This window comes from Bacteroidota bacterium (assembly GCA_023957335.1).
GTDB lineage: Bacteria > Bacteroidota > Bacteroidia > NS11-12g > UBA955 > JALOAG01.
Genome location: JAMLHC010000002.1, coordinates 279,761 through 295,998 on the forward strand (window position 1 = coordinate 279,761; position 16,238 = coordinate 295,998).

Here is a 16,238-nt window from a genome sequence, read left to right on the forward strand (position 1 = left end):
AGCGAAGATAATGTCAGAAAATAAAACAAGTTGGATAATAGAATTAATTAACAATGTTACTGCTCCTGCCAAGCAGATGACACAGGGCGTTGTTGATTTTGACAAAGCTGTTCGCACAGTTAGCGCGAGCCTTGATGGCATGGACAAAGCCTCAAGAGAACAGGCGGAAGTGGCACTGGAAGACCATAAAAATCTTACCGAGCTTCTGAAAAAAGAAGAGAGAGCTATACGAGACCTGAAAGCGTATATAGAGAGCCTTCCCGAAGACCCGTTTTCAAGAGGCGCACACGAAAAGAAGCTGGCAGAAGCGGAAACAAGAGCAAGGCGATACAGAGATCAGCTCACGGAGATAAACCACGAATTAAAAGACATTTCAGAGCAGCCCGAGCCGGGCAAGACCAAAGCCAACTGGGGAGCGATGATGGTGGTAATCAACCAGTCTATGGAGCTTGCTAATAAATTCGGAAAGGCGTTGGATTTTGCTCAAAATATCAAAGATCTTGAAAAAAACATACGCCAAATGACAGACGCGACAGGCGATGCGTTGGAGGACATGACACAGAGGGCTTACATCTTGGGCAAAGAATACCAGGACGGAGGCGATGAGGTGGCGAAAGCCGCCCATGTGCTGAGTCAAAATATGCAGATAAGCATGGGTGAAGCCTTTGACCTAATAGAGGCAGGCTACAAAAAGGGAGCGAACCTTGGCGGTGATATGCTCAGTCAGCTAACCACGCATGGAGGCAAGCTGCGACAAGTAGGGATTGATGGCGCAGATGCTATCGCTCTTATGGTGAATGCAGGGAAGCAGGGAATTTTTGGAAGCGATGCGCTGAACTCAATTAAGGAGGCGGACGACTCATTGCGGGAAATGGGACCGCGACAAATCGAAGCACTCAAAGGCATAGGCTTGGCGGCTAAGGATTTTGCAGGCAAAACCAGTTGGGAGGCTATGCAGATGATAAGCGAGGCAATGGACGGCAGAACCGTTCAGGAAAAACAAATGGTTCTGAAGCACATATTTAAGCAAAGCGGAGAAAATGCAGGCTTAGGCTGGGTGGAAGGTTTTAGCTCCATTGACATGGACATAAACAATATGCCAAACGTAGAACGGAGTGGCAGCGCAATGAGGGAGTTTTTGGCAAAAACCGAACTGTGGTTTACCGAGTCTATGGGCAACATAGCGATTACCATGCAGCAGCTTTCGGGTCCCGTTACCACCATTGCAGGCATGATACCCATAGTGCAAACACTGACCAAGATGATTAAAGGAACGACTGTGGTTCAGTGGCTATGGAATGTTGCGGTAAAGGGGCTTGGAAAAGCTATTATGTCTATTCCCATAATAGGGTGGATAGCAGCAATTATAGCGGGCGTAATATGGGCTTACAATGAGTTTGAGGAGTTCAGAGCGGTCATAGACGGGCTTTGGGAAACGGCAAAGGCGGTTTTTAATAATATGTGGCAATGGATAAAACTACTGGTTGCGCCCATCAGGATAATTATTGCTTTTGCAATGGACGGAACGGAGGGCGCAAAAGCCGAGATTGAAAAACTGAAGCAGGAGGCAATCGAGTATGGAGAGGGTGTAGCTGATATTTATTCGGGCAATGCTTTTAAGAGGGGTTATGATAAAAGTTTGGAAGAATCGGCAGCAAAGAAAAAAGAAGAGGAAGCCCCTACTCTTGTGGAAGAGACCGCAGGAACGACACCGAAACATGACGGAAAAGGCGGAAAAAAAGACAACGAGCTTCACGGCTTATCCATAGACGGAAGCAGCGGAGGCGGAAAAAGCATTACCATGAATCTTGAAATCAAAAACTACTTTCAGAAAATGGCGGGCGATATGGACTTACAAAAAGCAGCCAATAAGATTTCCGAAATGGTAATGGACAGAATGAGGGATACTTTAATAATAGCAGGATAATGATAGACAGGGATTTGAGATATGACATAAGCGGACTAATGGAGCTTGCCTTCGGGGTGAAGTCGCCTGTGTTTATCCCAAATCCAATAGAGCTAAGGCGCAGGCATGCTATTGACTACACCATAGAAAACAAGGAAGTGCAGCCCCTGTATCTGGACGATTACGAAGTCAGCACCAAAGACAGGCAGTGGGAGGAAGGCAAGTATGGGCGCATGAGTGTTTTTGGCACTCCTGTTGTTTTTCCAATGGAATTTATAGGGGACAAAGGGGTCTATAAAGTGTACCACGATAGCGGGCAGCTTGCAACGATAGGGCTTCACAACTTTGAACTGCCGGTTACTTCAATGGCTGATTTTACACGCGATAAAATATTGGCTGAAACGCAACAGAGTTCAGGCGAGGGAAACGTGGTTGAGATGTACGGCTTTGCTCCGTGGCAGATACGCATCAGAGGCTTGTGCCTTGACGACCCGAGCCGCAGCCGCGAGAAAACTGCTGACGAGCAGAAACAGACTCTGCTGAGGTGGGAAAAGCTGGCTGACAAGATAAGAGTGCGGGGCAAGTTATTTGCGGAGAAAGGCATAAGCCATATAGTTGTACGGAGCATAAATCTGAAACAGATGGAGGGGCGACCCGATGTATATCCTTTTGAAATAGATGCGTTTTCTATGCTGAGCGAGGAACGCTCGGTTAAACAAGCAGAGGAGGTGGTGTCATGAGCGATTTTAAGGTAATGGCTTGCAAGGTGGTGTTTAAAACAGAACCTGAGCCAATAACAATGTTTAAGATAACACAGGTGCAGATAGAAACGACTTTCCGCGAGCCGAGCGACAAGGCGGTTATTACGTTTCCCCGCAACTGGGATAACTTCTTTGACAAGAAAAAGAATCCCCGCAAGCTGTTTCCTCATGGTACGCCTGTGGAAATTTGGCTCGGATATGATGACCACACAAGACTTGTGAAGGAGTTCGAAGGTTATGTGCAAACAATATCTTCGACCTATCCTATAGAAATTACCAGTTATGACGAGATGTGGAATGTGAAACGACTACCTGTGAACCTGAGCATGGCAAGTATAACGCTTGACAAGCTGCTGAAAATGATTGCTCCAAACTATGAGATTGATGCGTTGGAGGGTGTGGATTTGGGAGAGGTACGCCTCGCCAAGACAAACGTGGGTGCGGTGCTGGCAAAGCTGCAAGACGACTTCGGACTGATGACCTACATGAGGGGCAAAACGATTGTGTGCGGCAAATATTATGCTGCCAATACAGGGGTTGCGGCTCAGGTTATAGACCTTGATAAGGCAAAAAACAACGAACTGCAATGGCGCAACGGAGACGAGGTGATTGCCAAAATAAAAGGCACGAGCGTAATCAGGGGCGTGAAGTATGAGTATGAAGCAGGGGAAGAGGGTGGCGACAGCTACGATTTTCCCTATCCGGGCGTTAGCTCGTATGCGGCACTCAAAGAAAAAGTGAATGAGGACTACGAAAAACTGAAACAGGGCGGATTTAGCGGGGAGCTTACCATATTGGGAAAACCCTCGCTAAGGCATGGAGAGAAAGTGTCGCTGGTTTCACGTCTGTTTCCCGAACGAAACGGAACGTATTACATAGACTCAATAGTAAAGAATTGGAATCCGTCAGGATATGAGCAAGTATTAACCTTACCAATAATAGCAGCATGAGTAAAGTAGGAGAAATGGTAGCGATGTTCAGGCAGATGGCGAAGCAGCAGCAGGTCATCGGCACGGTGTGGGCTACTGCTAAGGAGATTGACTGGGAAAACAAAACCATGATAGCCACAGGCTTAAAGGACGATTTGGATTATTTCAATGTGAGGCTTGGCTTGGGCGCAATAGTGGTTAAACCGAAAGTGGGCGCAAGGTGTCTGCTTGGGATAATTGAAAACAAAGAAGCAGAGGCGCACCTGTTGTCAGCAGAGGCGTTTGATGAGATACACTACGGAAGCGCGGAGTGGAGCAGCGTGAAGGGGGAAAGTCTTGTTGAAGAGAGCAACAAGGACAAGGTTGTTTTGGATACAATCATAAATGCTTTTTCTGCATTTGTACCGCCTCCCTCGCCTGATGGCGGTGTGGCTGCTACTGCTTTTTTATCAGCACTAAAAACAGCACTAAGCACACAGTCAAGCGGAAATTATACAGACATACTAAACAAAAAAATAAAGCATGGCGAATGATTTTTTGAGCGATATGGACGAGGACGAGGTTGCTGTGAATGGCGACTTTGCTTTTGGCGAGAGTACGCAGCAGGAGCTGGCTGACATTATACGGCTGAACAAGGGGCAGCTAAAAAGCGACCCTCTGCTTGGTCCCGAACTGGTGAGAATGGTAAATGCGAAAGCAAAGAGTGTTGATGTGGAACAGGTAATGAGGGATAACCTAAGCAGGGATAACAAGGACTATGACGAAGTGAAAGAAATATTGAAACTGAAATGAGAAGAATAGACTACATATTAAAGGCATTCGGGTTTGAGAATGTTACTGATTACGGCAAGAGCGTGGTTGGCGGGCTGAAAAACGATTTTGCGCTCAAGTTGCTTTTTGTTTCCGCTCTTGGAAGTGCGAGATACTTTGTTGAGAGCCTTTCCGGGTTGGATATAGCTGTGTTCTTTGCTTTTGTTTTTCTGATTGTGGCGGAGTTTTGGACGGGGATTAGAGTGAGCCTGAATGTGAAAAAAGAGAAAGTGCAAAGCCGCAAAATGGGGCGCATGATTTTGAAAATAGGCACATACATCGCTATCCTTTCTGTTCTTAATGTGTTTGCTCTAAACATAGATGCGCCTGATGTGGCAGGGGTTGAGATGAATCCCTTTAAATGGCTTTACTACACTGTTTTTATAGCCATAGTCTTTCAGCTTGTGATAAGCTGGTTTGAGAACTTGGGAGAGTTAGGATACAAGGAAACAAGGACAATAGCGGGGTTTATATTGAGGAAGTTTAACACATGGTTTGAGTTTGAAGGAAATAAGAGCAATCGGGATAAATGAAACAGTACAGCACACATAACCACCAAAGCGTGTGGGATTTGGCAGTGCAGCTTTACGGCACTGTGGATGCTGTCGGGCAACTGATAGAGGACAACCCGCAGTTGTGCTTTGGCGGGGAAATCCCAGCGGGAACGGTTATCAATGTGCGCCCTTCGGCAGCAGTTCGACAAGCTCAGGGTGGCAGCTCAGGGAACGAGAGGGTAAACGAGGCGGTGGCAGACTACTTTGAGCGAAGCGGACGAATATCAGCTACCGGGTGGACAGACCCCGAAGCAAGCGAGGAAACGAATTTTAGCGAGGACTTTAACAATGATTTTCAATAATGGCAGTATTAACAAGAGAACAATTAGAAGGCAAGATTGATGCGGTAATAACCGCCAATAACAATGGCGAGATTACAGGCGGGGTTTTGAACGACCTTTTGCAGGACTTTAAGGATTCGTTTGCTTTCCTTAGCGAGTTTGCGGCTGCGCTTGCTGCGAAAGCAAACGTGGAGCATATACACGGAATGGGTGATATTATAGGCTTGGGAACAGCGATTACGGGTAAAGCTGATGCGGAGCATACTCACGCTATGAGCGATGTTGAGGGACTTGGGGCTGCTCTTGAAGGCAAGGCAAGTACTGATGTAGCCACAACGGAATATAACGGGTTGTTGTCAAATTCTGACAAGTCAAAAATAGACGGAATAGCGGCAGGAGCTACGGCTAATGACAGCGATGCTAACCTGAAAAACAGAGCGAACCATACAGGAGAGCAGGCGATAAACACGGTTACAGGCTTGCAGACTGCGCTTGACGGCAAGGCAAATACAGGACATACGCACACTATAAGCGATGTAGCGGGTTTGCAGGACGAGCTTAACGGAAAGCAGCCTATGTTGGTGCAAGATGCTGGGTGGGAAGCCCCTGTGGGGCTAAGTAATAAGACTTCGTTTAATGTGGACGGAGTTACTACCTCTCAGCTTGCAGCGAGGGTAAAGGCGATGTATGAAGCATTGAATGCCGCAGGAATACTTTTAGAAACAACAATACCTGAATAATGAGATTAGATACTTTCATATCAGGGGAAACCTTAGCCTTAATTCTTACCCTTGCAGATGCGGGCGGAGAACCTATTACGTGGGAGGAACTGGATGAGCTTGCTGTTGTTTTAAGCATAAACAGGAAGCCTGTCGCTGTTTTGAAAAAAAGTACAGAGGAGCTTGAACCCGGAGAGGAAGAGGGCGAAGTTCTTTTGGTTGTTGAAGATGCGGAAACGGCTATTTGGCAGAGTGGAAAATTAACCGCTACCGTGAGCGTGGAGATTGGGGCTTCGAGTGCCTCAGCCACCAAGATTGAAGTGGTTGAACTGTTTAATGTAAGGAGAGAGAATGTCGGTTAGTATCAGTTTCAGGAGAGATAACAGGTTTTCCGTTGGCTTCAAAGGCGACAGGGGAATAAGCGTTGGAAAGAAAGTGCCGCCACGTAAAGCAGGTAAGGTTTACAAGCATGACTACCAAGAGCCGTACAGCTATTGCGGTGTGGCGAATGACGGAACGCAAGAAAACAGTGAGGGGTGGAAAATTACAAGAATAGAGATTAAAGAGGGGGGCGAGGCTGAGACAGGAGTTGCTTATGGTAAATGGACTGAAAGAGAAATTTTAGATTATGAATAACAAGGAGAAAACACGGAGCGCAAACATCGCACCGCTACCTAATGGAAGCTATGCTGTTGTGGTGCGAACTTGGGCTACAAATGAAGACGGGGAAACCGTAGAAGAACCTACCTTAAAAAGAATAGCAAATTCTTACATGGAGGCTTTAGATTTAGTTTTAACTAACGCGCAAGAAAATGGCTGAGAGGTATTTGGTTTCTTCTGGATTTTCGAACAATTCTGCTATTTATGATGGAGGTACGATTCCTGCGCCTGATGATATTTTACGTCTTAACGGTTATGTGTTAACACAAAACTCAGATATTATGCTATCTGAGTTGAGGAATGATGCTAATCCTTCTCAGGGTGTAGTTAGTGGAGGTTTTTTAACTGTAAGTACAACCGGTTTCACAACAGTGTCAGATGTTTATTATCATGGCGGAAATTATATATATCTGGTATCAGCAGATATTGTCCACACATTAATAGGTAAGGTAGTTTCAAATTTTTACTCAAGCAGCAGAGGATTGTATTTTAATAACAACTTTTACGGGAAAATGACAATAGTAGGAGACATTGTTGCTAATCTTGGTTTAGCCATTGGTTCCGTCGCACCTGTTGGAGGGCGACTTGAAGTATTTGGAAATTTATATAATAGTGCTAACAATAGCACTGCTCTGGCATCGGGCAATTTAGAAGTTACGGTAAACGGATTGGCTTACGGTGCAAAGAGCACGCTTCCTATTATCAATGCAAGTGGTGGTACTGCCGGGTCAGTGAAAGTTCAAGGAGCTATTATGTCATTAGGCGGCACTAACCTATTTGCGGGAGATGTTAGGTTCATGTCAAATCCTCTGTTTGTTGTGATTGATGAATCGGGTAGTCCTCTACCGCTGACAGACCCCAACACGGCTGACCATGCCCTCCCGCAAGATGTTAGAGATAAAGTGGTTTACAATAATGGAGGTCTTACAGGCACATCTAAAATGCCGGTAAAAGAGGTTGTAAGCAAAGGTGTTGTGTTTGATAACGGCACGGTTGGAGAGGCAATATTGACCGCAGAGGCGGTAGCACAGGCAGCCGCACAAGTAGTTGGTGCGCAGTTTAATAGTTTTAAAAGTTAAGAGATGGCAAGGAGTGTAAAATATTTTTATGACATAATCATTCAGGAGAAGGACAGCTTGGCGACCTTAAATGAATGGCAGCCGCAGGCGGATACGGCTAATAACCTGCTGACGGATGTAAGTCAGAGCAAGGTGGCGCGGTGGAGGATTTTTAGCTGGTGTGTGGCTTGTTGCGCCTATGCGCTTGATGTGCTGTTTGATTTGTTTAAGAAAGAGCTTGGAGTGATGGTGCAAAACAGCCGATACGGTACTCTCCCATGGTGGGAGGTTACGGCTAAGGCTTATCAGCACGGGCATAATCTCGTGTGGCAGAACAACCAGTACGAATATGTTACCGATGCTCCTGATAGCCGTTTTGTGAATTTTGCCAAAGCGGTTGAAAGCGGCAGGTCGGTAATTTTGAAAATAGCAGGAGGTAGCGAGGATAGCAGGCAGCCCGTGAGTGGTGCGGTGGAAAGTGGATTTATGAGTTATGTTAAAAGGGTTAAACCTCCGGGTTCTCATGTGGTGGTTGTGAATGCGGAAGCGGACAGATTGAAGCTATATTTGAAGATAAAGTACAATCCGCTCGTGCTGTCGGCTAATGGACAGCTATTGGAGAACCCCTCACAAAAACCTGTTGAAACAGCGATAGCGACTTATTTGTTGAACCTGCCTTTTAACAGCAAGCTGGAAATAAGCAAGCTGAGCTATGAGCTAAAACAAATAGAGGGTGTTGAGGCTGTTTACCTGATTGAAGCAGAGGGCGCAAGGCATGAGGGGGATTTTGAGGCATTTGCTGAAACTTATGAGCCATATAGCGGTTATATGGTGATAGATGATGAGTTTCCGTTGAGCGACACACTAACCTACGAGCCATTTTAAACCATGTTTAAATACGTTTTAAATACACATAAAATTGTCAGGGATAACCTGTATGAGTGGCTGCACAAACCTAAGCGGCTGGACTGGCTGAAAGCGTGGACTAAGCCTTTCAGGATTATCCATACCGATTTTGTGGCGGTGGTGTCGCGGTACAGGTATTTGGGCAGGTTTAACGGTCAGTTGATGTATATGGAACGTATCCTGAACGATACATTCGCCCCCGATAACAGGGCGATATACATAACAGACGGCAATTTTATTGACCCGACATATCTTTTCCCAAGAACGAAAAACAAACCGATTTGGCTCTATCCGAGATGGAAGGCGGGACAGAGCTATGCGGCAGGCGAATATGCTATTGACGGAAAGTCTGTTTATTTGGCAATAACGGCAAGTACAGGCGATAAGCCGAGCGAAACACCCGCCAAATGGGTGAAACACAGGGCGGTTTCTTATCTGCGGAGGCGGGAGGATTTTAGCCAGTCGGGCGTGTTTGTAGTGAATGTGCCTGACGGATTGGAGTTTGATGAAGTGAGAATGAGAGCCTTGATAGACAGCTACAGGATAGCGGGAACGGAGTACACAATTAACATTTATACGATATGAACGAGTTAAAAATAGAAAACAAGGGCTATCCCCTTTCGGTAGAGGATTTGAACTTCCTAATGGCAGCCTATAAAGATGCTTTTGAGGGAATAGCCCGAACATTCGGCAATGCGTTTTTGTACGACTGCCGAGTTGGCGGAACTGGAAGCAATGGCAGTATTGCTCACGGATTTGTTGCGCTTGGCGGAGAGATTTACCGAGTGTCTGCTCAAAGCTGGACGACAGCAACAATCACAGACCCTTGTTTAGCTCCTTTTCAGGAGGCGGACACAAATCTTAGTCCTGTTGAGTATGACGATTTGATTGCCCGTGATGCTCATTTTGTCCGCATGGCAAGGGTGGAGCAGTTTCAATCTCTGCCCGGACAGGTGAGGTTCAGGGATATGAAGGATTTTGGCTTCTACTTTTTGGGCGAAGGCTGGGTAGAGGTTGGCTCATCAGGGGCTTACAGACCGATTTACAGCATTAACTGGGGCGCATACACCCCTTCTATTCCCTATATGGAAGGTTTTGAGACGCTGAAAGTGCGTAAGTATGAGAGCTTCTTAGAGCTTACGGGAGTGTGCCAGCAAACTTCTTTTGTAGATTACAGACAGAAGGTCTTTCAGCTCCCCGATGTACCTCTTCACAGAGACGGGCAGAGGCTTATTCCCACACACAGGCAGATTGTCGATGTGCCGTTGGCTAAATTTCAGGGCGGAAGCGTTGGGTATGGTGGCAGGGCTACATTGGAGTTTGACACAGATGGAGGTGTTTATATAGAGGCATGGAAAGGTGGGGATATTGTGGCAACCGATACAGTGATATTATGCTTTAACCACAGGATTCCTTTATTTTAATTCATAGGGGCTTGAAAAAGCCCCTGACTTCAACCGAGTATCTCAGGCTCGGTTAATTAAGGTGCATACACACCAAAGCCAGAGGCAGAGCCTTTGGACGGTGTGTATGCACCTTTTTTTATTAAGATTTGAGATGGAACAAAAGTAATGTAAATATATATGAGTAAACAGAAAAATGAAAAAGTAAAACCAATGGGCAAAACGCCTATTACTTACTACGGAGGGAAGCAAACAATGTTAAAACACATCTTACCGCTTGTGCCGCAACACAACCTGTACACGGAGGTATTTGCGGGCGGAGCAGCGTTGTTTTTCGCAAAGAAGAGAGTCGAGGTGGAAGTGATTAATGATTTGAATGGGGAGTTGGTTAATTTTTACAGGGTGGCATCCACAAGGTTTGAAGAACTGAAGGCAAATATAGAACTGCTGCTGCACAGCAGGGCAGCGCACAAGCACGCTTGGTATGTGTATAATAATGGCTCTTTTTTTGGAGAGGTGGAAAGGGCATGGGCGGTTTTTTCTTTGAGTAAAATGGGTTTTGCAGGGCAGCTGAGCTGTAGTTTTGGGTTTGATAAGTCTAAGTGCAGGCATCCTAAAAAAGTATTTTATGCCAAGGATGCTTTTAATTTATCTCTCAAGGAGAGGATTGAGTGCGCTACTATTGAATGCGATGAGGCACTGCAGGTGTTGAAGAGGTACGATACTTTGCAAGCCTTCCATTTTATTGACCCTCCTTATGTGGGCAGTAATATGGGGCATTACAAGAGTATGTTTAATGAACAGAACCTGGTTGAGCTACTGGACGTTTGTGCAGGGCTTGAAGGTAAGTTTATGCTGACTATGTATCCCAATGATGTGATTCAGGGCTATGTAGATAAGCATGGCTGGAAGATACATTCTGTTGAGAGACAAATATCGGCTTGCAAGGCTGAGGCAAGGCGTAAGCAAGAGGAGTGGATGGTGTGTAACTATTAAATGCTACTTTTAGGAGCTGGAAAGCCCCTAATTTTTATCAAACTCGCACTTTTCGTTTTGGGAAGTCTGATTTTTGGTTTTGGGGATTATAAATTAACGAAGACTAAATCTGTATGAGTACTGCATTAGGACTTGTACCAATAAATATTTTGATTTTTAATACCTGTTTTATCTGTTTGAAGAAGATTTCAATCTCCCATCTGGCTTTATATAGCTGTGAGATTGTTTCTGCTGTACAAGATGTGTTATTAGTGATGAAAGTAATTTCAGCCTACTTATCTGGTTCATAAACCACCACCAAACGGAGTTGTTTAGGATAATTCGTTGCAGTGTTAATCCCCGTCAATACAATGATTTGGTCTTTGATTATATTATTTGTTTTATCCTTCACCTTGTTTTCCTTTAATCTAATCACAAACGTAATCCTTCTGCAGTCCAAAATATGCAGCCAGTGAAAATCAACATAAGCCCTGTCCATAACCAAAACGAAACCGGAAGGTATATCTATTGTTTTTGCCACAGCCACACCATGCTTTAATCAGTCCGTCATGAGCATATAAACAGGCAAGCAGGAGTCGTAATCCAATACAGTATGGAGTTAAACAGCTCCTTTTCTTTTGCGATATTGAGCCCAATCAAACAAACTCAAACTTAGAGAGATTACGGTGGAATCTACGATGAATATCATACGCTTTAGCATCCTTCCAAACTGACGCCTGTATACAATCCCACTTCGCAAACTCTCAAAGAGTTCGAAATACAAATCCCTCAAAACTCGCCAATTACGCTGTTGATTTTGATACAAAATAGTGCTCTTGCTTGGTACTTTGGATACTCACATGTGATTTAAGTTACCGGTTGCACTGCGCAATCCATTTGCAATCTCTCTAACGCTATTGGCTTTTGCTAGTTGACAAAAAAGCATAGATACTAAATGAGTCCAAGTGTTCACTCCTTTACAGTGTGGGTCAGACTCATACTTGCTTACAATCTTGGAAAAGGAATCTCTATTTATTAAGCTTAAAACTTGAAAAATATATTTACATTTGCAATGGGCATGGAGTTGTTTTGCTTGAACTCCAAAAATAAACCTTTGGGAAAAATTATAACATGCCCCTTTTAATGAAATTTATATTGGACAGATGTGAGTTTTTTCATAATATTGTTTTATAATTAGTGAGTGCAAAGAAAGATTATTTTTCTTAAAAAAATCGTTATTTCCTCCACTTCTACACCAATTTAGCAACCAAATCAGCTATTCTGTTAGAGTAACCAACTTCATTGTCATACCACCCTACTACTTTGACTGTGTTGCCATACACCATAGTTAGCTCACTGTCAAAAATACAAGAGTGTGTGTTACCAACTATATCAATCGACACAAGTGGTTCTTGCGAATATTCAACAATCCCTTTCATAGCGCCTGCTGCAGCAGCTTTGAATGCCGCATTAATTTCTTCAACTGTCTTGGGGTTTTTTACTTCACATACAAAGTCGGTGATAGAGCCATCCGGGATAGGGACTCTCAGTGCAATCCCGTTTAATTTGCCTTTCAAATGTGGCAATGCTTCACTAACAGCTTTGGCAGCTCCGGTACTTGTGGGTATGATAGAGTATGCAGCTGCTCGAGCTCTTCTCAAATCGTGATGAGGTGCGTCATGCAATCGCTGGTCGGCAGTGTAAGCATGAGTTGTTGTCATAAAACCGTGGTCAATGCCACATAAATCATCTATGATTTTTACCATAGGCGCCAGACAATTTGTAGTACAAGAAGCGTTGGAGATAATCGCATCATTTTTGTCCAATATATTTTCATTGACACCTAACACAATGACTTTGATATCGTTTCCCTTGCCCGGAGCTGATATCACTACTTTCTTAGCACCTGCTTTGATGTGTTTTGCCGCTTTCTCTCTTTCGGTGAATCTACCTGTAGATTCAATCACAACATCAATGTCTTTCTCTTTCCAAGGTAAATTTTCAGGCTCAGATTCTGTAAATATTGGAATTCTGCTTCCATTCACGATGATTGCATGTTCATCAAAGGAAACAGTTCCGTTAAATTTGCCATGAACTGAATCATATTTTAATAAATGAGCCAATGTCTTGGTATCAGTCAAATCATTGATTGCTACTACCTCTATTCCGGGTTTTGTTAATAATACTCTAAAGGTCAAACGTCCTATTCTTCCAAAACCATTAATCGCAATTTTAGTCATTTTATAATCTTGTGTTTCTGCAAAATTACTTTATTATCTTTGGTTGAAGATTATCAAAATGATTGAATTTGACCTAACTGCTATTAAAGTCTATCTTTGCCACTTTCATGAAATTGGTTTACAAGCATTATGGCAACACCTCTACCCCGCCCATAATCATCATGCACGGACTGTTTGGAATGTTAGATAATTGGCAATACCACGCCAAATTATTGGGCGAACATTTTTCTGTTTTTACGGTTGACTTGCGCAATCACGGACGTTCACCCCATTCGGACATCATGACTTATCCGGCAATGGCTTCCGATATTTTGGAATTTTGCGAACATCATCATCTCCAAGACATTATGCTACTAGGTCATTCCATGGGAGGCAAAGTTGCCATGCAGTTTGCTGTTGATTCCCCCCAACTACTCTCTAAACTTATTGTTGCAGACATAGGACCCAGAGCATACCCTCCGGCACATGAAATTTATTTTAAGGCATTTAGAGAAATTGACTTTAGCCAATTTGAAACCCGACAAGAAGCGGATGCCGCTTTTGCCAAATATGAATCAAATATAGGAATACGCATGTTTTTGCTAAAAAACCTTGAAAGAGCTGATAAAGGATTTGCTATCAAAGCGAATGTTCCGATAATTGAGCAATCGTATCCAGAAATAGCCGATAGGATTGAAATCCCTTTTCCGGTCAGCATACCAACATTATTTATGCGAGGGGAGAAGTCAAACTATATTCGAGAACGAGATTTGGCAGACATCCAAGACTCTTTCCCTTTTGCCCAATTTGTAACCATTAAAAACGCGGGGCATTGGTTGCACGCTGAGAATCAAGGACAGTTTTACCAAGAATTGATGGGCTTTTTGCTAAAATAGTAATTTGTCCTCCTTTATATAAAAAACGAGCTCACTTATAATTTGTTATTGCTTAGCTCCTTTTCATAAACCTATACTAATCTTTATCTTTGCACCATGTTTTTCAAGCTCGTTTCTCCATTCCAACCAACAGGCGACCAGCCCAATGCTATCAAGCAATTGACCGAAGGAGTGGAGAATGGAACTAGAGCACAAACATTGCTGGGGGTAACAGGATCAGGCAAAACCTTTACAATGGCAAATATTATTGCCAATGTACAAAAACCCACTTTGATTCTAAGTCATAATAAAACGCTCGTAGCTCAATTATATGGAGAATTCAAGGAATTTTTTCCTGAAAATTCGGTAGAATATTTTGTTTCGTATTATGATTATTACCAACCTGAGGCATTTGTACCCTCATCCGGTGTGTACATAGAGAAAGATTTGAGCATAAATGATGAAATAGAAAAATTCAGGCTTAAAACCATTTCTTCACTTTTGTCAGGAAGACGTGATGTGGTTGTTGTCGCATCTGTATCCTGTATTTATGGTGCCGGCAATCCTAAGGATTACGAAGGAAGTATCATTCGGATTCACAAAGGGCAGGTATTAAGCAGACAATCTTTGTTGTATGCTTTGGTGGATGGCTTATATTCAAGGACTACGGCAGATTTTAACCGGGGAAATTTCAGAGTAAAGGGAGATGTTGTGGATGTATATTTGGCTTATGCAGATTATGCTTTGCGTATTTTATTTTTTGGCAATGAAATAGAAGAAATCCAGAAAATTGACCCTATGAGCAATAGCTCATTTGAAGAATTAAGTGAGGCGGCTATTTTTCCTGCCAATATTTATGTGTCACCCAAAGACAAGTTACAAGCAGCAATAAGGCAAATTCAGGATGATTTGGTTGCGAGGGTTGCTTACTTTAATGAGACGGAGCGATTATTAGAAGCAAGACGTCTGGATGAGAGAGTCAATTTTGATTTAGAAATGATTCGAGAACTGGGCTACTGCAGCGGAATAGAAAACTACAGTCGTTATCTTGACAGACGTTTGCCCGGAGAAAGACCCTTTTGCCTTTTGGATTATTTTCCAAAAGACTTTCTTTTATTTATAGACGAGAGCCATGTGTCTTTGCCTCAACTGCGGGCTATGTATGGAGGCGACCGTTCTCGCAAAGTAAATCTTGTTGAATATGGATTCAGACTACCGGCAGCACTGGACAACAGACCTCTTCAATTTGAAGAATTTTACAATATTGTTCCTCAAACAATTTATGTGAGTGCCACTCCTTCTGACTTTGAAATCAATGATTCAGAAGGAGTTGTAGTAGAACAACTGATCAGACCCACCGGTTTGTTAGACCCTATCATTGAAGTCCGTCCTTGTATCAATCAGGTGGATGATTTGCTGGATGAAATTGATAAAACAGTCAAAGCGGGTGACAGGGTATTAATTACAACACTCACCAAACGCATGGCAGAAGAGTTGAGTCAGTACTTGGAGAATTTGAACATCAAGGCACGTTATATACATTCTGAGGTGAAAACTCTTGAAAGGGTTGAGATTTTGCGTCAGTTGAGACTTGGAGTCATTGATGTTTTGGTGGGGATTAATTTGCTTCGGGAAGGTTTAGACTTACCGGAAGTGAGTTTGGTAGCAATTATGGATGCTGATAAAGAGGGTTTTTTGCGCTCTACAACATCATTGGTACAAACCATAGGCAGAGCCGCGCGCAATGACAGAGGTAGGGTTATCATGTATGCTGATACAATTACAGGTTCAATGCAAAAAACCATTGATGAAACCAATCGCAGACGAGAGACTCAAATGGAATACAATCTCAAACACGGTATTACACCCAAAACTGTAAGCAAATCCAACGAACAAATTTTGAAACAAACTTCGGTTGCCGATTCAATCAAACATGAAGAACTGAAACCTTATATCATGCAAGCTAATATCAGTACTGCAGCAGACCCGGCATTGGAATTCATGAGTGAGAATGCTTTGAAAAAAGCCTTGAAACAAACTGAAAAGGACATGTATAAAGCCGCCAAGAATATGGAATTTTTGGAAGCCGCACGCCTGCGTGACCTTATGGATGAAATAAAAGGAAGATTAGAAAAAGTCTAATCAATACCTTAACGAATACGTCAATTCACATTTAATAACA

At 43.5% G+C, this 16,238-nt stretch carries 20 protein-coding genes; 18 read left to right on the top strand and 2 right to left on the bottom strand.

The genetic code is table 11. The annotated features are described in order from the left end of the window. The first annotated feature begins 10 nt into the window (after window positions 1-10). From M9892_04625 to M9892_04700, 16 genes are all read left to right on the top strand, one after another. A complete protein-coding gene (locus M9892_04625) occupies window positions 11-1,927 on the top strand; it encodes a phage tail tape measure protein (protein ID MCO5253635.1) in 1,917 nt (638 codons plus the stop codon). Further along, window positions 1,927-2,646: a DUF6046 domain-containing protein gene (locus M9892_04630; GenBank protein MCO5253636.1), complete on the top strand. Its 720-nt coding sequence runs from the start codon at window positions 1,927-1,929 to the stop codon at window positions 2,644-2,646. The genes M9892_04625 and M9892_04630 overlap by 1 nt, the downstream gene beginning before the upstream one ends. Before the next feature lie 59 nt (window positions 2,647-2,705). Next, the gene (locus tag M9892_04635) at window positions 2,706-3,617 is read left to right on the top strand and encodes a hypothetical protein (GenBank protein MCO5253637.1); all 912 of its coding nucleotides are present in this window, start codon (window positions 2,706-2,708) and stop codon (window positions 3,615-3,617) included. Next, complete coding sequence (locus M9892_04640) at window positions 3,614-4,129, top strand: hypothetical protein (GenBank protein ID MCO5253638.1); 516 nt, start codon at window positions 3,614-3,616, stop codon at window positions 4,127-4,129. Before M9892_04635 ends, M9892_04640 begins: the two co-directional genes overlap by 4 nt. Beyond that, on the top strand, window positions 4,119-4,388 hold the full coding sequence (locus M9892_04645; GenBank protein MCO5253639.1) for a hypothetical protein: 270 nt from the start codon (window positions 4,119-4,121) through the stop codon (window positions 4,386-4,388). The genes M9892_04640 and M9892_04645 overlap by 11 nt, the downstream gene beginning before the upstream one ends. Further along, a complete protein-coding gene (locus M9892_04650) occupies window positions 4,385-4,939 on the top strand; it encodes a phage holin family protein (protein MCO5253640.1) in 555 nt (184 codons plus the stop codon). Before M9892_04645 ends, M9892_04650 begins: the two co-directional genes overlap by 4 nt. Further along, the gene (locus M9892_04655; protein MCO5253641.1) at window positions 4,936-5,262 is read left to right on the top strand and encodes a hypothetical protein; all 327 of its coding nucleotides are present in this window, start codon (window positions 4,936-4,938) and stop codon (window positions 5,260-5,262) included. Before M9892_04650 ends, M9892_04655 begins: the two co-directional genes overlap by 4 nt. Next, window positions 5,262-5,981 (top strand): phage tail repeat domain-containing protein, encoded by a 720-nt coding sequence (locus M9892_04660; protein MCO5253642.1) that lies wholly within the window; start codon window positions 5,262-5,264, stop codon window positions 5,979-5,981. Before M9892_04655 ends, M9892_04660 begins: the two co-directional genes overlap by 1 nt. Further along, a complete protein-coding gene (locus M9892_04665; GenBank protein ID MCO5253643.1) occupies window positions 5,981-6,322 on the top strand; it encodes a hypothetical protein in 342 nt (113 codons plus the stop codon). The genes M9892_04660 and M9892_04665 overlap by 1 nt, the downstream gene beginning before the upstream one ends. Further along, window positions 6,312-6,596, top strand: coding sequence for a hypothetical protein (locus M9892_04670; protein MCO5253644.1), 285 nt, complete (start codon window positions 6,312-6,314; stop codon window positions 6,594-6,596). Before M9892_04665 ends, M9892_04670 begins: the two co-directional genes overlap by 11 nt. Next, window positions 6,589-6,780 carry a hypothetical protein gene (locus M9892_04675; protein ID MCO5253645.1) on the top strand — a complete coding sequence of 64 codons (192 nt, stop codon included), beginning with the start codon at window positions 6,589-6,591 and terminating at the stop codon, window positions 6,778-6,780. Before M9892_04670 ends, M9892_04675 begins: the two co-directional genes overlap by 8 nt. Then, window positions 6,773-7,699, top strand: a complete 927-nt coding sequence (locus M9892_04680) for a hypothetical protein (protein ID MCO5253646.1) — start codon at window positions 6,773-6,775, stop codon at window positions 7,697-7,699. Before M9892_04675 ends, M9892_04680 begins: the two co-directional genes overlap by 8 nt. Before the next feature lie 3 nt (window positions 7,700-7,702). Next, window positions 7,703-8,563, top strand: coding sequence for a hypothetical protein (locus M9892_04685; GenBank protein ID MCO5253647.1), 861 nt, complete (start codon window positions 7,703-7,705; stop codon window positions 8,561-8,563). Window positions 8,564-8,566: 3 nt separating this feature from the next. Next, window positions 8,567-9,169: a hypothetical protein gene (locus M9892_04690; GenBank protein ID MCO5253648.1), complete on the top strand. Its 603-nt coding sequence runs from the start codon at window positions 8,567-8,569 to the stop codon at window positions 9,167-9,169. Continuing rightward, window positions 9,166-10,008 (top strand): hypothetical protein, encoded by an 843-nt coding sequence (locus M9892_04695; GenBank protein MCO5253649.1) that lies wholly within the window; start codon window positions 9,166-9,168, stop codon window positions 10,006-10,008. Before M9892_04690 ends, M9892_04695 begins: the two co-directional genes overlap by 4 nt. Window positions 10,009-10,167: 159 nt before the next feature. Further along, window positions 10,168-10,983, top strand: a complete 816-nt coding sequence (locus M9892_04700) for a DNA adenine methylase (GenBank protein MCO5253650.1) — start codon at window positions 10,168-10,170, stop codon at window positions 10,981-10,983. Window positions 10,984-11,254: 271 nt separating this feature from the next. Here the strand turns inward: M9892_04700 and M9892_04705 are convergent, their stop codons facing one another. Continuing rightward, window positions 11,255-11,503, bottom strand: coding sequence for a hypothetical protein (locus tag M9892_04705; protein ID MCO5253651.1), 249 nt, complete (start codon window positions 11,501-11,503; stop codon window positions 11,255-11,257). 709 nt (window positions 11,504-12,212) lie between these two features. Further along, a complete protein-coding gene (gene gap, locus M9892_04710) occupies window positions 12,213-13,202 on the bottom strand; it encodes a type I glyceraldehyde-3-phosphate dehydrogenase (protein ID MCO5253652.1) in 990 nt (329 codons plus the stop codon). Between the two features lie 107 nt (window positions 13,203-13,309). Here gap and M9892_04715 point away from each other — a divergent pair, with 107 nt between their 5' ends. Together M9892_04715 and uvrB are read left to right on the top strand one after the other, a co-directional pair. Further along, the gene (locus tag M9892_04715; protein MCO5253653.1) at window positions 13,310-14,077 is read left to right on the top strand and encodes an alpha/beta fold hydrolase; all 768 of its coding nucleotides are present in this window, start codon (window positions 13,310-13,312) and stop codon (window positions 14,075-14,077) included. Window positions 14,078-14,173: 96 nt separating this feature from the next. Then, on the top strand, window positions 14,174-16,198 hold the full coding sequence (gene uvrB, locus M9892_04720; GenBank protein ID MCO5253654.1) for an excinuclease ABC subunit UvrB: 2,025 nt from the start codon (window positions 14,174-14,176) through the stop codon (window positions 16,196-16,198). The last annotated feature ends 40 nt before the right edge of the window (window positions 16,199-16,238 follow it).

Bases quoted from the DNA above. Each gene is read 5' to 3' on its own strand.
- M9892_04625 (MCO5253635.1), top strand. From the start codon at position 11: ATGTCAGAAAATAAAACAAGTTGGATAATAGAATTAATTAACAATGTT.
- M9892_04630 (MCO5253636.1), top strand. From the start codon at position 1,927: ATGATAGACAGGGATTTGAGATATGACATAAGCGGACTAATGGAGCTT.
- M9892_04635 (MCO5253637.1), top strand. From the start codon at position 2,706: ATGTTTAAGATAACACAGGTGCAGATAGAAACGACTTTCCGCGAGCCG.
- M9892_04640 (MCO5253638.1), top strand. From the start codon at position 3,614: ATGAGTAAAGTAGGAGAAATGGTAGCGATGTTCAGGCAGATGGCGAAG.
- M9892_04645 (MCO5253639.1), top strand. From the start codon at position 4,119: ATGGCGAATGATTTTTTGAGCGATATGGACGAGGACGAGGTTGCTGTG.
- M9892_04650 (MCO5253640.1), top strand. From the start codon at position 4,385: ATGAGAAGAATAGACTACATATTAAAGGCATTCGGGTTTGAGAATGTT.
- M9892_04655 (MCO5253641.1), top strand. From the start codon at position 4,936: ATGAAACAGTACAGCACACATAACCACCAAAGCGTGTGGGATTTGGCA.
- M9892_04660 (MCO5253642.1), top strand. From the start codon at position 5,262: ATGGCAGTATTAACAAGAGAACAATTAGAAGGCAAGATTGATGCGGTA.
- M9892_04665 (MCO5253643.1), top strand. From the start codon at position 5,981: ATGAGATTAGATACTTTCATATCAGGGGAAACCTTAGCCTTAATTCTT.
- M9892_04670 (MCO5253644.1), top strand. From the start codon at position 6,312: ATGTCGGTTAGTATCAGTTTCAGGAGAGATAACAGGTTTTCCGTTGGC.
- M9892_04675 (MCO5253645.1), top strand. From the start codon at position 6,589: ATGAATAACAAGGAGAAAACACGGAGCGCAAACATCGCACCGCTACCT.
- M9892_04680 (MCO5253646.1), top strand. From the start codon at position 6,773: ATGGCTGAGAGGTATTTGGTTTCTTCTGGATTTTCGAACAATTCTGCT.
- M9892_04685 (MCO5253647.1), top strand. From the start codon at position 7,703: ATGGCAAGGAGTGTAAAATATTTTTATGACATAATCATTCAGGAGAAG.
- M9892_04690 (MCO5253648.1), top strand. From the start codon at position 8,567: ATGTTTAAATACGTTTTAAATACACATAAAATTGTCAGGGATAACCTG.
- M9892_04695 (MCO5253649.1), top strand. From the start codon at position 9,166: ATGAACGAGTTAAAAATAGAAAACAAGGGCTATCCCCTTTCGGTAGAG.
- M9892_04700 (MCO5253650.1), top strand. From the start codon at position 10,168: ATGAGTAAACAGAAAAATGAAAAAGTAAAACCAATGGGCAAAACGCCT.
- gap (MCO5253652.1), bottom strand. From the start codon at position 13,202: ATGACTAAAATTGCGATTAATGGTTTTGGAAGAATAGGACGTTTGACC.
- M9892_04715 (MCO5253653.1), top strand. From the start codon at position 13,310: ATGAAATTGGTTTACAAGCATTATGGCAACACCTCTACCCCGCCCATA.
- uvrB (MCO5253654.1), top strand. From the start codon at position 14,174: ATGTTTTTCAAGCTCGTTTCTCCATTCCAACCAACAGGCGACCAGCCC.